The 15,945-nt window shown below is 35.4% G+C and carries 12 protein-coding genes and 1 other annotated feature; of the genes, 2 read left to right on the forward strand and 10 right to left on the reverse strand.

All coding sequences use genetic code 11. The annotated features are described in order from the left end of the window. Positions 1-21: 21 nt before the first annotated feature. A complete protein-coding gene (locus tag DW006_RS00530) occupies positions 22-858 on the reverse strand; it encodes a hypothetical protein (RefSeq protein ID WP_117998499.1) in 837 nt (278 codons plus the stop codon). 25 nt (positions 859-883) lie between these two features. Continuing rightward, positions 884-1,075: a helix-turn-helix transcriptional regulator gene (locus DW006_RS00535; RefSeq protein WP_022165483.1), complete on the reverse strand. Its 192-nt coding sequence runs from the start codon at positions 1,073-1,075 to the stop codon at positions 884-886. A 300-nt stretch (positions 1,076-1,375) separates the two neighbouring features. On the opposite strand from DW006_RS00535, the gene DW006_RS00540 reads away from it, so the two are divergent. Continuing rightward, entirely contained in the window at positions 1,376-1,705 is a 330-nt protein-coding gene (locus DW006_RS00540; RefSeq protein WP_117998502.1) for a helix-turn-helix transcriptional regulator, read from the forward strand. Positions 1,706-1,996: 291 nt separating this feature from the next. After that, positions 1,997-3,361 (forward strand): MATE family efflux transporter, encoded by a 1,365-nt coding sequence (locus tag DW006_RS00545; protein WP_117998506.1) that lies wholly within the window; start codon positions 1,997-1,999, stop codon positions 3,359-3,361. Between the two features lie 179 nt (positions 3,362-3,540). Here the strand turns inward: DW006_RS00545 and DW006_RS00550 are convergent, their stop codons facing one another. From DW006_RS00550 to rplK, 8 genes are all read right to left on the reverse strand, one after another. Beyond that, the gene (locus DW006_RS00550) at positions 3,541-4,260 is read right to left on the reverse strand and encodes a queuosine precursor transporter (protein WP_117998510.1); all 720 of its coding nucleotides are present in this window, start codon (positions 4,258-4,260) and stop codon (positions 3,541-3,543) included. A 159-nt stretch (positions 4,261-4,419) separates the two neighbouring features. Further along, positions 4,420-5,148, reverse strand: a complete 729-nt coding sequence (locus DW006_RS00555) for a radical SAM protein (protein WP_117998514.1) — start codon at positions 5,146-5,148, stop codon at positions 4,420-4,422. Positions 5,149-5,430: 282 nt separating this feature from the next. Continuing rightward, positions 5,431-9,258, reverse strand: a complete 3,828-nt coding sequence (gene rpoC, locus DW006_RS00560; RefSeq protein WP_117998518.1) for a DNA-directed RNA polymerase subunit beta' — start codon at positions 9,256-9,258, stop codon at positions 5,431-5,433. 18 nt (positions 9,259-9,276) lie between these two features. Beyond that, a complete protein-coding gene (locus DW006_RS00565) occupies positions 9,277-13,110 on the reverse strand; it encodes a DNA-directed RNA polymerase subunit beta (protein WP_117998522.1) in 3,834 nt (1,277 codons plus the stop codon). A 355-nt stretch (positions 13,111-13,465) separates the two neighbouring features. Next, the gene (rplL, locus tag DW006_RS00570; RefSeq protein ID WP_022165489.1) at positions 13,466-13,831 is read right to left on the reverse strand and encodes a 50S ribosomal protein L7/L12; all 366 of its coding nucleotides are present in this window, start codon (positions 13,829-13,831) and stop codon (positions 13,466-13,468) included. A 77-nt stretch (positions 13,832-13,908) separates the two neighbouring features. Next, on the reverse strand, positions 13,909-14,403 hold the full coding sequence (rplJ, locus tag DW006_RS00575) for a 50S ribosomal protein L10 (protein ID WP_022165490.1): 495 nt from the start codon (positions 14,401-14,403) through the stop codon (positions 13,909-13,911). A 59-nt stretch (positions 14,404-14,462) separates the two neighbouring features. Continuing rightward, positions 14,463-14,621 (reverse strand) — a sequence feature (ribosomal protein L10 leader region). Between the two features lie 101 nt (positions 14,622-14,722). Then, entirely contained in the window at positions 14,723-15,427 is a 705-nt protein-coding gene (gene rplA / locus DW006_RS00580; RefSeq protein WP_022165491.1) for a 50S ribosomal protein L1, read from the reverse strand. An 82-nt stretch (positions 15,428-15,509) separates the two neighbouring features. After that, entirely contained in the window at positions 15,510-15,935 is a 426-nt protein-coding gene (gene rplK, locus DW006_RS00585) for a 50S ribosomal protein L11 (RefSeq protein ID WP_022165492.1), read from the reverse strand. Positions 15,936-15,945 lie beyond the last annotated feature (10 nt).

The raw sequence follows: 15,945 nt of genomic DNA on the forward strand, positions 1-15,945 counted from the left end.
AATTAAATCTTCACTTCCTTCTTAAATGGCAGTGATAACTGTTCCTTTTTCCTCGTTTGCAATAAACGTAAAAATACTTCTCTCGTTCTGTGCAACTTTTTCGCTTATGTTAAGGAGACTGTAGGCTGTTAAAGGAAGCATCGGAAAACGACCCTCTGCTACAATTTCCTTATAGTCTTTTTCGGTAAACATACTTTCAAAATATGGTATTTTGTATGACTTTTCTATAATTTCATTATTTACATCATTGTTGTAAATAAAATCTTTAAAACTGTCATCAATCTTGTTAATTGCGTGCTTTATTATTTCAAAATTATTCTGTGCCGATACAAGGAATCTGATTTCCTTTAAACGCCCCTCAACACCTGTAAAGGCGTTAATCATTTCACTTGGCAAGGCACTTCCGTATTCTTTTATGCTTTTGTTAGCAGAAACAAATTTGTCCATGCATTGGTTAAAGCTGTCATAAGAAATTGCATCAGCAAACTTTTCATATTGTTCTCTGACCTTATCTGCATCTTTTTCTTTTAAATCTTTTACGGAAAATTTAATTCGTTCCCCATCTATTAAATATTTATTACCTGCACAATTCCACACTGATGAATTGTCGTATGTTCCTATTTCTTTATCCAATAATATTTCCAATAAAAGTCTTTCTTCAGGAAATACTGGTCTTATATCAGTTGTAATTCTTCTGCCCTTGCTACCACAACACTCACATGTTTTGTCATACAATGGAACTTTGCAGTTTTCACACCAGTATATATCTGATTTTTCAAGTTCTGTTCTATCCCCACAAACCGGACAAACACTACTCTTTGTTCTAATGTTGTCTTTCGTGCATATATATTTAAGCAATATTTCTTCCCCTGTTTTTATAATGTTATTTAAACGATTCCGGTGACACATTCAAATAAGAACATAATTCCAAAAATTCCGATGCTGTAAAAACCACATCGGTCTTAGATAATTTAAAGCCACTAACTCCCGTGTCTTTTGAAATCTGCTCTATTGAAATATTATTCTGTTTTATGTATTCAACTAATTTTTCTGAAACATTATCTTTCTTTTTCATTTATGCCACCATCTGTGTTCTATTAAAAAATAAATGCTCCTATCGTCGCGCTTATTTTTCTGCTCTTTTATAGATTTTATTTTTCTTTTTGCTTTGCAAAAAAAAGCACTTCATGCTTCCAAAAATAAAATTAAGGTATGAGGTAAAAATAAATGCTCCTATCGTCGCGCTTATTTTTCTGCTCATACCTTATTATATTCTCTGTAGTCGAGAATTTCAATCTTTTGTTTCTTGTTTTGAAAGAATAGTTTGACGTAGTTATACGCATCATTTATTATAAGGAAAGAGGTGTTTTTTATAATGAAAAATGAAAATATTGCAAAGGTGCTTAAAGCGTACCGAAGAAGAAACAACTTAACAGTTCACCAGGTTTCTATTTTGCTTGAAAACCAAAATATTAAGGCTGCCGACAAAACTATATATGGCTGGGAAAGTGGTCAGACGCAGCCTAATGCTGATACTTTGCTTACGTTGTGCGACATATATAATATTCACAACATTTTAGGAACTTTTGGTTATAATCGTGATTTAAATTTTAATATAACAAAGCATGAGGAAGAACTGGTTAAGCAATACAGACGCAATCCTAAATTGCAAAAAGCTGTAGACAAATTGTTAGATATTGAGTAATTGTTTTTCTTTTAATACGAGAATTTCAATGGGAAGATTTTAATCTGAATATACATCTTAATGCAAGATTTTCAATATTAAGATTTTAATGTGAATATAAAAATCTCAATATAGGTATTTTAGCAACAGAATATAAACATTTAAAAGAATTAAAACAACGTTTTAGTTCTTTTTTTTCGGCATATTGTGTAAATAGTGTTATAATATTTCTACAACGATTTTTCATATACACTATTCTTATAGTATTTATTTTCAAATTTTTTTATTATACTTGGGAAGGAAATTTTTATCATGAAACGAATAGATTTTGAGAATGGTTCTGTTACAGGAAATATTTTAGGTGCTGCATTACCTATGCTTGTGGCTCAGGTTTTAAGCCTCCTTTACAACATTGTTGACAGAATATATATTGCAAGAATTCCACATGTGGGAACAACAGCTCTTGGTGCTGTTGGACTTTGTTTTCCAATTGTTGTAATTATAACTGCATTTAGCAATCTTTTTGGAAGTGGCGGTGCACCTCTTTTTTCTATTAAACGTGGCATGGGTGACTCAGAGAGAGCTAGAACTATTATGAATACCTCTTTTTCAATGCTATGTGTTAGTGCCTTTCTTATTATGACTCTTGGCATGGTTTTCGCAAAACCTCTATTAGTTATTTTTGGTGCTTCAGAAATCGCCCTAAAATATGCTTATCCATATATGATGATTTATCTTATTGGTACTTTACCATCAATGATTTCAACAGGTATGAATCCTTTTATTAATGCCCAAGGTTATGCCACTACCGGTATGTTGTCAGTTGCCGTTGGTGCTGTATCCAACTTAATATTAGATCCTATTTTTATATTCGTTTTTGACATGGGTATTAAAGGTGCTGCCATTGCAACTGTGATTTCACAGATTTTCTCTGCTTTATTTGTATTTTATTTTCTTGAGAAAAAAGCTGAACTTAAAGTTAGATTTTTAAAAAGAAATGAATTTAGAAACTCCATTGACTACGCAAAAAACATCGTCAGTCTTGGTACAGCAGGCTTTATTATGCAATTAACCAACAGTCTTGTTTCTATTTGTTGCAATCATGTGTTGTCAATTGTTGGTGGAGACGTTTACATTTCCGTTATGACAATTGTGGCAAGTCTCCGTCAGATGATTGAAACACCTATTTATGCAATTAATGAGGGAACTTCTCCTATTATTAGTTATAATTATGGTGCAAAAAGACCAAAGCGTGTCAAAAAAGGCGGTGCTGTTTTAATGACTCTTGTAATTGCATACACAATTGTTTTATGGAGTGTTATTATCATTGCACCCAAATATCTGATACTTTTATTTACATCAGACACTAATTTAATGGCAGATGCAATACCTGCTTTAAAAATGTATTTTGCTGCATTTATTTTTATGGATTTACAATATATAGGTCAGACAATATTTAAGTCTCTTAACAAAAAGAAACAGGCGATCTTCTTTTCTTTATTAAGGAAAGTCATTATCGCAATTCCTTTAACTTACATACTTCCTTTTATGATGAAGCTTGGTCCACAGGGTGTTTTCATTGCGGAGCCAATCTCCAACGTAATCGGCGGTAGCATCTGTTTCACAACAATGCTACTTACAGTATTGCCTGAACTGAAAAAAATGGAAGCCAATTAATTTTGACTTCCATTTTTATATTTATATTTAATACAATATTATTTATATAGATATCTATTTCTATATGTATCTATTTCTGTGTGTATTTTTTTCTGTATGTATATATTTCTGTGTGCATATTTTTCTATATACATATTTATTTTATTTGTTATTATAAATTTCTATGCTATTTTAACACTCTACTCTTGTTTAGCCTCTACCTTTTTCATTTCTGACTTATGCATTCTTCTTGCCAAATAAACAAAAGGTGTATCAAGTAAACTTGTCACAATAAAAATAACATAACTTGATATTACAATATTAAGAATAGTTTTAACGCTATGTACTCCCCAGAAGGCAGCAAAAGTAAATAATAAGTTATTTAAAAACTGAGAAATTAATGTTGAACCATTGTTTCTTAACCAAAGAAATTTTTCCCTTGAGCCAAATTTCTTTTCAGTCCAATCCCACCATTTGTGATATGCCCACACATCAAATTCCTGTACAATTGCGTATACAAGCATGCTGGCAATCATTAATCTTGGTGTATTTGAGAATATTGTTTTCATTGCAGGCATTGCAAAATCTGATTTTGCAGGTGTGTAAAGTAACCACCACTGTGACAAAACTATAAAAAGTATTGATGTAGCTATACCAATATGAACTGCTGTTTTTGCCTCTTTCTTTCCATATATTTCGCTGATAATATCAGTCACAAGGAAAGTTGATGCAAATAGTACATTTCCTAAAGTCATTTCCATTCCAAATGCAATAACTACGATTAAAACTTCAATGTTTGCTGCAATTGTTGCTATTGATGTAAAACAATATAACCCCTGCTTCCCAAACACTTTTAAAAAAATTAGTGTGCTTCCATAAATAATTAAAACTGAAAGTAACAATAAAACTTCATTAGACATAATACTTATCCTCCTCTTTTTTGTAATTTACAGCCATCGCATTAATTTCTCTGCGAGCCGGTATAATGTCTTTATTTTTTCTGTGATTTTATCATCTGCATATTTGCATTTTTTTCACAGCAAAAAAACAATTTATTATTTTCTATTTTTCACCTGTATCTACTCTTTGTTTTCTCCCACTCCGAAATCAGTGTTATTTAACAAAATATCCACTCTTTTATTGTTCTTATACTTAGGATAAACTTCATTCAGAAATTCTTTAATGACTTTTTCATCAGGCTTAACAGGCATACCGTTTTCAATCATAATATTTACACATATACGTTTAAAATATTTAAGCCCTATCTCGATATCATTAATCATGGATTCTGCCGTCTGCCCTGTTATTCCCTGTAGCAAATTTATTTCGTCAAAATATTTAGCAATTTCCTTAGGATTTTTCTCTTCAATTCCTTTTATCAAAATATTTTCCCTTAAATTGTAGTCAAAAGTTTCAAGACCTAATTTAATAATGCATTCTACACCAATGTTTTCAAATTTTTTCTTAAATTCCTTTACATCATCTTTATGCATATAATGACATTCAAAATGAATTGTTTTAATATTTTTCTCTAAACAAATCTTCTTAATTAAAGAAATTGTCTTTTCATCTAAATCAACAAAGCTACCAGAATTAATAACTTCTAATTCATTATAAAGTCCTGTAACCTGCTCTAAAGCTTCTTTGTTAATCTTGTAGTTCGCCTCAATATCCAAACTGCTGTCTAAATGATAATCGCAAAATCTGCACTTACGCCACTTGCATCCATCCCCTACCAGCATAACAATTTCTCTTGGATTTTTATCTTCTATTACTGAGTATCTTACAGGATTAAATCCTTCTACCATAACCTTAAACCTTTCTATCATGCAAGAAAGAATGTCGCTTGCGACATTCTACGCACCGAGTGCCTGTTGCCGCGCAACTATTTTCTTTTCGCACCAGTGTGCATCCCTAGTGGAACGTTTTTCATATAATAAGAAATCACAAAGGAATTTCTTATTATATAAAAAGAGTGCCTCTAGGGCACTCTTTTAAAACCACATGTGTGATTGTCTCCCTAGTTTTATTTATAGACAGGATGGTTTCGAACTGTCTTATTTAATTAGTGTCAGATTAATAATCCTCTACTATTCTTCTGTAACTTCAATTGTTTCAGAAACTTCTAATGTTTCATTTCCTTCTGTATCTTCAGAAACAGCTAAAACTTCTTCGTCTTCTGAAACTGATAAAACTTCTTCGTCTTCTGAAACCTGATTCTTATCAGTGCTTAATTTTACTGAACGATATCTTTCAATACCTGTTCCGGCTGGAATTAACTTACCAATAAGTACGTTTTCCTTAATACCAACAAGTGGATCAACCTTACCGCTAATAGCAGCTTCTGTAAGAACTCTTGTTGTTTCCTGGAATGAAGCCGCTGACAAGAATGAATTTGTAGCAAGTGAAGCCTTTGTGATACCAAGCATAATCTGTGTACCTGTTGCTGGTTCCTTACCTTGTGCTTCAAGTTCTTCGTTTACTTCATTGAAATTAAGAACTTCAACAGTTGTTCCAGGTAAGAATTCTGAATCTCCTGCTGTGTCTACCTTAATCTTCTTAAGCATCTGACGTACAATAACTTCAACGTGCTTATCATTAATTTCTACACCCTGTAAACGGTAAACTCTCTGTACTTCACGAATCATATAATCCTGTACAGCACGAAGTCCCTTAATCTTTAAGAGATCGTGTGGGTTGATACTACCTTCTGTAAGTTCGTCACCTGCTTCAAGCATTGTACCATCAAGGATTTTAATTCTTGAACCATAAGGAATAAGATATGCCTTTGATTCTCCTGTTTCTTCGTTTGTTACAACAACTTCACGTTTCTTTCTTGTTTCTTTAATTTCAGCTCTACCACCGAACTCAGCAATAATTGCAAGTCCCTTTGGTTTTCTAGCTTCAAATAATTCTTCTACTCTAGGAAGACCCTGTGTAATATCATCACCGGCAACACCACCAGAGTGGAATGTTCTCATAGTAAGCTGTGTACCAGGTTCACCGATTGACTGAGCAGCAATAATACCAACTGCTTCACCAACCTGTACTCTCTGGCCTGTAGCCATGTTTGCACCATAACATTTAGCACAAACACCTACATGTGACTTACATGTAAGAATTGTTCTAATCTTAACTTTATCAACACCTGTAGCAATAATAGCTGCTGCTCTCTTAGGTGTAATCATATGATTTGCTTTAACAATTACATTTCCATCTGCATCATACATTGTTTCTGCTGCAGTTCTGCCTGTAATTCTTTCTTCAAGGCTTTCGATAACTTCGCTACCATCCATTAATGATTCAATTTCCATATATGGAATTGCCTTGCCTTCACAACAATCAACATCACGAATAATTAAATCCTGTGATACGTCTACAAGTCTTCTTGTAAGGTATCCTGAATCGGCTGTTCTTAAGGCTGTATCTGACATACCCTTTCTAGCACCATGGGCTGAAATAAAGTATTCCAATACGTCAAGTCCTTCACGGAAGTTTGACTTAATAGGAAGTTCGATAGTCTTACCTGTTGTATCAGCCATCAAACCACGCATACCGGCAAGCTGTTTAATCTGCTTGTCAGAACCACGGGCTCCTGAGTCAGCCATCATAAAGATGTTGTTGTATTTATCAAGCCCACCAAGAAGGGCTGTTGTAATCTGGTTATCGGCTTCCTGCCATGTTTCGATTACTTCTTTGTATCTTTCCTCGTCTGTTAAGAAACCTCTGCGGAAATGCTTTGTAATCTGATCTACTGTCTTTTCAGCTTCTGCTAAGATAGTCTTCTTAGCTTCAGGTACTGTCATATCTGAAATAGATACTGTCATGGCTGCTCTTGTTGAGAACTTGTAACCCATAGCCTTGATGTTATCAAGAACTTCTGCAGTCTTTGTAGCACCATGATTGTTGATTACTTTTTCAAGAATCTGCTTTAAGCCTTTCTTTCCTACGTGGAAATCAACTTCGAACTTAAGGTAATCTTCATCAGTTTCTCTCTTAACAAAGCCTAAATCCTGTGGAAGAATTTCATTGAATAAGCAACGTCCAAGTGTTGTTGAAATAACGCCTTCAACTTCTTCTCCCTTACCGTTAAATACTTTTCTCTTAACTCTAATCTTCTGATGAAGAGAAATATCACCATTTTCATAAGCTAAAATAGCCTGGTTTTCATCACTAAAGTAATGTCCTAAAACGTCAATAGGTTCACATACTACAATTCTGTCTCCAGCGTCATATCTGATATAATCATGTGTACCTAACTTACCTGCATCTAATGCTTCCTTAATTTCTTCTTCTGAACTGTAAAGCTTATCACCTGCCTGTGAGACAATTTCTTCATCCTTAGAATGATCAACCATTTTATCCATTGTTAAATAGTAAATTCCAAGTACCATATCCTGTGAAGGAACCGCTACAGGAGCACCATCTGATGGCTTCAACAAGTTGTTAGGTGAAAGAAGTAAGAATCTACATTCTGCCTGTGCTTCTACTGAAAGTGGAAGATGGACAGCCATCTGGTCACCATCGAAGTCGGCATTGAAGGCTGTACATACTAATGGATGTAACTTAATAGCTCTACCTTCTACTAATACAGGTTCAAACGCCTGAATACCTAATCTATGAAGTGTAGGGGCACGGTTTAACATAACAGGATGTTCCTTAATTACTTCTTCAAGTACATCCCAAACTTCTGTCTGAAGTCTTTCTACCATCTTCTTAGCAGCCTTAATGTTATGTGCTGTACCCTGTTCTACTAATTCTTTCATAACGAATGGCTTGAATAATTCGATAGCCATTTCTTTTGGAAGACCACACTGATAAATCTTAAGTTCAGGTCCTACTACGATAACTGAACGTCCTGAGTAGTCAACACGCTTACCAAGTAAGTTCTGACGGAAACGCCCCTGCTTACCTTTAAGCATATCTGAAAGTGACTTAAGAGGTCTGTTACCAGGTCCTGTAACCGCTCTACCACGTCTACCATTATCAATTAAAGCATCAACAGCTTCCTGAAGCATTCTCTTTTCATTTCTGATAATGATTTCAGGTGCGCCTAATTCAAGAAGTCTCTTTAGACGATTGTTTCTGTTGATAATTCTTCTATATAAGTCATTTAAGTCAGATGTAGCAAATCTACCACCCTCTAACTGAACCATAGGTCTGATATCTGGAGGGATTACAGGAATTACATCCATAATCATCCATTCAGGCTTGTTTCCTGAGCTTCTAAATGCTTCAAACACTTCAAGTCTCTTAACAATCTTAGCCTTCTTCTGACCTGTAGCTTCGAATAATTCAGCTTTTAATTCTTCAGCTTCTTTTTCAACATCGATGCTCTGAAGCAATTCTTTAACTGCTTCAGCACCCATGCCTACTCTAAACTTTCCACCAAATTCTTCATAAGCTTCTCTATATTCTTTTTCTGATAAAACCTGCTTATATTCTAATGTTGTATCCATTGGATCAAGCACTATATACGAAGCAAAGTATAATACCTTCTCTAAAATTCTTGGTGAAATATCAAGGATAAGTCCCATTCTTGAAGGGATTCCTTTAAAGTACCAAATATGTGATACAGGAGTTGCTAAAACAACACAACCCATACGTTCACGACGTACACTTGATTTTGTTACTTCAACACCACATCTATCGCAGACTACACCTTTATATCTGATTTTCTTATATTTACCACAATGACATTCCCAGTCCTTATTAGGTCCGAAAATCTTTTCACAGAATAAACCGTCCTTTTCAGGCTTTAATGTTCTGTAGTTAATTGTTTCCGGTTTTGTTACTTCGCCTAAAACTTCTTTGTCGCCTACTTTTCTAGTAGCCCACTTTCTGATTGTTTCCGGTGAAGCAAGACCGATTTTAATTTTATCGAATGCAAGCTGTTCATTTACGTTTACATCTGCCATGATCAAATCTCCCTTCTATTAATTTTCCTGACCGTCTTCAAATACTGTTCCATCAGCATTAACTGTCTGAAGTTCTTCTCCAACAAATTCCTGTGTATGATATCCAGCCTTAGCAAAATCCTGGCTGTCTTCTTTATTCTGACTATAATTCTTGCTGTCGTTATTTAAGATAGCATTAAAGCTTGTTTCACCATAATCAATGCTTTCCTTTAATTCAACAACATTGTTATCTTTGTCTAATACGTTAATATCAAGTGCTAATGCCTGAAGTTCTTTTACAAGTACCTTGAATGATTCAGGAACACCTGGCTGAGGGATGTTTTCACCCTTAATAATTGCTTCGTAAGTCTTAACACGTCCTACAACGTCATCTGACTTAAATGTTAAGATTTCCTGTAATGTGTATGATGCACCGTAAGCTTCAAGTGCCCAAACTTCCATTTCACCGAATCTCTGTCCACCGAACTGTGCTTTACCACCAAGTGGCTGCTGAGTTACTAATGAGTAAGGACCAGTTGAACGAGCATGAATCTTATCATCTACTAAGTGGTGAAGTTTCAAGTAATGCATGAAACCGATTGTTACAGGGTTATCGAAATATTCACCTGTTCTACCGTCTCTAAGTCTAACCTTACCATCTCTAGCAATTGGAACGCCCTTCCATTCTTCTCTATGATCAAGGTGTTCTTCTAAATACTGCATAACTTCCGGTTTTAATACGTCTTTGTACTTAGCAACAAAGTCTTCCCATTCTGTATTTGCATAATCGTTTGCAAGTTCAAGAGTATCCATAATATCATACTCGTCTGCACCGTCAAATACAGGAGTTGCAATGTTAAATCCTAATACCTTAGCTGCAAGGCTTAAATGGATTTCCAATACCTGTCCAATATTCATACGTGAAGGTACACCTAATGGGTTAAGTACAATATCAAGTGGTCTACCATTTGGTAAGAATGGCATATCTTCAACTGGTAATACTCTTGAAACTACACCCTTGTTACCATGACGACCAGCCATCTTATCACCTACAGAGATTTTTCTCTTCTGTGCAATATAAATACGAACTGATTCGTTTACGCCTGGAGCTAATTCGTCTCCGTTTTCTCTCTTGAATACCTTAGCATCAACAACGATACCTGTTTCACCATGTGGAACCTTAAGTGATGTATCTCTTACTTCTCTTGCTTTTTCTCCGAAAATAGCTCTAAGTAATCTTTCTTCTGGTGTAAGTTCTGTTTCACCCTTTGGTGTAACCTTACCAACAAGAATATCACCTGCTCTTACTTCAGCACCAATTCTAATGATACCTCTTTCATCAAGGTCTTTTCTTGCTTCATCACCAACACCCGGTACATCATTTGTAATTTCTTCAGGTCCAAGTTTTGTATCTCTTGCTTCTGTTTCGTATTCTTCTATATGAATTGATGTATAAACATCATCCTGAACTAATCTTTCACTAAGAAGTACAGCATCTTCGTAGTTATAACCTTCCCATGTCATGAAACCAATAAGTGGGTTCTTACCAAGAGCGATTTCACCGTTTGATGTTGAAGCACCGTCAGCGATAACTTCGCCTGCTTCTACATGGTCACCCTTGAAAACAATGTTTCTGTGGTTATAGCAGTTACTCTGGTTACTTCTTGCAAACTTTGTTAAATGATATGATTCTTTTTCTCCATTATCATCATACTTAATAACAATTTCTCTTGCTGTTGACTTTTCAATTACACCTGCACGTTTTGCAACAATACAAACACCTGAGTCAACGGCTGCCTTTCCTTCCATACCTGTACCAACTACAGGAGCTTCTGTAGTGATAAGTGGAACTGCCTGACGCTGCATGTTTGATCCCATAAGGGCACGGTTAGCATCATCGTTCTGTAGGAAAGGAATCATTGATGTAGCTACAGAGAATACCATTCTAGGAGAAACGTCCATAAGATCAATTCTCTTTCTGTCAAACTGTGAAGTTTCTTCTCTGAAACGACCTGATACGTTCTTATTAATGAAGTAGCCGTTTTCATCTAATGGTTCGTTAGCCTGTGCTACTGTATATGCATCCTCTTCATCTGCTGTAATATATACAACTTCATCTGTAACTCTTGGGTTTTCAGGATCTGACTTATCAACAACTCTGTAAGGAGCTTCAATAAATCCATACTCATTTAATCTTGCGAAAGATGCAAATGAGTTAATAAGACCGATGTTAGGTCCTTCAGGTGTCTCAATAGGACACATTCTTCCGTAGTGAGTATAGTGAACGTCTCGAACCTCAAATCCGGCACGATCTCTTGAAAGACCACCAGGTCCTAATGCTGATAAACGTCTCTTATGTGTCAACTCACCAAGTGGGTTATTCTGATCCATGAACTGTGACAACTGTGAGCTTCCGAAGAATTCCTTAACAGCTGCAGTTACAGGTTTAATGTTAATTAATGTCTGTGGAGAAACTCCTTCAAGATCCTGTGTTGTCATTCTTTCACGAACAACTCTTTCCATTCTTGAAAGACCAATTCTGTACTGGTTCTGAAGTAATTCACCTACAGCACGAATACGTCTGTTTCCTAAGTGGTCGATGTCATCAACACTTCCGATACCGTATTCAATGTTTAATAAGTAGTTAATTGATGCAAGGATATCTTCCTTTGTTATATGCTTTGGAACTAATTCGTGTGCATTTCTCTTAATAGCATCCTTTAACTCTTCTTCTGTTTCATTTTCTGCTAAAATTTCAGCAAGTACAGGATAGTAAACATTTTCTAAAATTCCTAATTCCTTGCAATCAAAATCAACATAAGCGTTAATGTCAACAGCCATGTTTGATAATACTTTTTCATTCTTAACGTCTGTCTGAATCATTACTGATGGAACAGCTGCATTCTGAATGTCTGTAGCAAGTTCTTTTGTTACTTTAGTTCCAGCTTCTGCTAAAACTTCACCTGTTGTTGTATTAATAACATCTTCTGCTAAAAACTGACCAACAATTCTGCTCTGGAAAGCAAGTTTCTTGTTGTATTTATATCTACCTACTCTGGCAAGATCATATCTTCTTGCATCAAAGAACATGCCTGAAATAATAGCTTCAGCACTATCAACACTAAGTGGTTCACCTGGACGAATCTTCTTATATAATTCTAAAAGACCGCTTTCGTAATCATCACTTGAATCCTTTTCAAAAGTAGCAAGAAGTTTTTCCTCTTCACCAAATAAATCAATAATTTCTGCATTTGTTCCAATACCTAATGCTCTAATAAGAACTGTTACAGGAACTTTTCTTGTTCTATCTACACGTACATAGAAAACATCATTAGAATCTGTTTCGTATTCTAACCATGCACCACGGTTAGGAATTACCTGTGATGTGTATAATTCCTTACCTACCTTATCGTGTCCAATAACATAGTATATACCTGGTGAACGAACTAACTGGCTGACAATTACACGTTCTGCACCGTTGATTACAAATGTACCTGTTGCAGTCATAAGTGGTAAATCACCCATGAAAATATCATGTTCTGTAAATTCACCTGTTTCCTTGTTGTGGAGTCTTACTTTTACCTTTAAAGGTGCAGCATAAGTTGCGTCTCTTTCTTTACACTCTTCAATAGTGTACTTTTTATCTTCTTCACATAATTTGAAGTCAATAAATTCAAGACTTAAGTTTTGGGCATAATCCTCAATAGGGGATATATCATCCAATACTTCTTTTAGACCTGTAGTAAGAAACCATTCATATGAATCTCTTTGAACTTCAATAAGATTTGGCATTTCAAGAACTTCTTTTGATCTTGAATAGCTCATACGAATACCTTTTCCTGCCTTAACAGGAGTGATTCTGTTCTTCTCCATCGACGTTACTCTCCTTGTCTTAATATAATTAAAAATTTTGTTGCTATCACTTAATTTTATTAGTTCTTTGGTTTTTATGTAAACCAAAATGCTCTCATTTGGGCGCAATACGCCCTTTAATGCATAGCATATTTGAATTTACCATTTTTTTCTTAAAAAGTCAAGACTTTATTTTTTTTGACTTCCCTAAAAATCGCAAATTAAAATTTGCAAAAATTATCATTCTACTCAATTGTATCTATTTTATGTGAGGGATTACTCCCAAGCTTGGCAAAGAGTCTCTTTTATACGTAAAAAGGGAACCGGATATTCTCCGATTCCCTTAAATTCTCTTTTTTATCAGATTAGTTTATAACTACTTAAGAGTTACAACTGCTCCAACTTCTTCTAACTGGCTCTTAAGTGCTTCAGCTTCTTCCTTAGAAACACCTTCCTTAACTACCTTAGGAGCTCCGTCAACTACTTCCTTAGCTTCCTTAAGTCCTAAACCAGTTGCATCCTTAACTGCCTTGATAACCTTAACCTTCTGATCACCAACTTCTGTTAATTCAACGTCGAATTCTGTCTTTTCTTCAGCTGCTCCGCCTTCTGCACCTGCTGCTGCAACTACAACACCTGCTGCTGCTGATACACCAAATTCTTCTTCACATGCCTTTACAAGGTCATTTAATTCTAATACTGTTAAACCTTTAATTACTTCAATGATTTCTTCTGTTGTCATTGTAAATTCCTCCTAATTATTCTAATTTTATTGAATGTTCATAAACTTATGTCCATTGTTTAATTGTTTCTTAATTTCTATGCTGCTTCTTCGTCTTTTTCAGCAATCTGCTTAATAACACGAGCGAAGTTTGTAATTGGTGACTGCATAGAACCAAGTAATTTTGAGAGAAGTACTTCTCTTGATGGGATAGATGCAATCTGAGCAATTCCTGCCTGATCATAGTAAACACCATCTACTACACCACCCTTGATTTCTAAAGCTTCAGCTGTCTTAGCGAATTTTGCTAATACTCTAGCTGCTGCTGTAGCGTCATCTTTGCACACTGCAATAGCAGTAGGTCCTTCAAGATGCTGAGCTAAATCTGCAAATTCAGTATCCTTAATTGCAAAATTAATCATTGTGTTCTTGTATACTTTGTATACAACACCAGCTTCTCTTAACTGCTTACGAAGTTCTGTATCTTCAGCAACAGTTAATCCACGATAATCAACTACAACTGCTGTAGCTGCGCCATTAAGTAATTCTGAGATTTCTTCAACGATAGGTTGCTTTAACTCTACTTTTGCCATGAATGTTTTCCTCCTTATTTATTTTAGGTCGTCAACTTCATTGCACGAATTTATATTTCTTATAATATAAGAAACCTCTCTGCCTAAAGACAGAGAGGTATAAAGTCTTGTTTGTTAACTTAATCCCTCGGTAGGCGACAATCATTCTCGCACTTACATTCGTAGCTGATAAATCAGCGACAAATACCTACTGTCTTCGGCAATTGGTTTTCAACCACTTGTGCATATTAGCACAATATTATTTTATTGTCAACTAAGTTTACAATATTTTGTCAGTGTGCATTAGAAACACTTTCTAATGCAATTAGGCAAAATCTAATTAAGCATTAGCACTTGTAAGCTTTGTTGGGTTAACCTTTACTCCAGGTCCCATTGTTGATGTAAGTGTAACAGTCTTAAGGTAAGCACCCTTAACTGCTGCAGGCTTAACTTTAATGATAGCATCCATTAATGCGTTGAAGTTTTCTGTAAGCTGTTCTTCTGTAAATGAAGCCTTACCAACTGGAACGTGAATAATGTTAGCCTTATCAAGTCTGTATTCAATCTTACCAGCTTTGATTTCTTCAATAGCCTTTGTTACATCCATTGTTACTGTACCTGCTTTTGGGTTAGGCATTAAGCCCTTAGGTCCAAGTACACGACCAAGTCTACCAACAACACCCATCATGTCAGGTGTAGCTACAACTACGTCAAAGTCGAACCAACCTTCATTCTGGATCTTTGGAATTAATTCTTCGCCACCTACGAAATCAGCTCCTGCTGCTTCTGCTTCATCAGCCTTAGCACCTTTAGCGAAAACTAAAACCTTAACAGTTTTACCTGTTCCGTTAGGTAATACTACAGCACCACGAATCTGCTGATCTGCATGACGTCCGTCACAACCTGTTCTGATGTGACATTCTATTGTTTCATCAAATTTTGCAACTGCACTTTTCTTTACTAAAGAAATTGCTTCTTCTGTATCATACTGAGCAGCTCTATCAATAGTCTTTGCTGCATCAATATACTTCTTACCTCTCTTCATTTAAACCTCCTCGTGGTAATAACGGATATACCTCCCACGTTTTTTCAATTCTTTTTTCGATTAAATTATTGCCTTTAGTCGATTAGTCTTCAACCTTAATTCCCATGCTTCTAGCAGTTCCTGCGATCATGCTCATAGCTGATTCAATGTTTGCAGCGTTAAGATCCTGCATCTTTGTTTCAGCAATCTGCTGTAAGTCTGCTTTAGAAATTGTAGCAACCTGTTCTTTTAATGAATTGCCTGCACCCTTTTGGATTTTACAAGCCTTCTTTAATAAAACTGCTGCAGGTGGAGTCTTTGTTACAAAACTAAAACTCTTGTCCTGATATACAGTGATAACTACAGGAATAATCATTCCAGGCTGATCAGCTGTTCTTGCGTTGAAGTCCTTTGTGAACTGAACGATGTTTAATCCCCACTGTCCAAGTGCTGGACCAACTGGTGGAGCTGGTGTTGCTTTGCCAGCTTCGATTTGCAATTTAATGTATCCTTCTACTTTCTTTGCCATCTTTCGGCAC

Origin of the sequence: Eubacterium sp. AF36-5BH (assembly GCF_003460505.1) — a bacterium.
Taxonomy (GTDB): Bacteria; Bacillota; Clostridia; order Lachnospirales; family Lachnospiraceae; genus Eubacterium_G.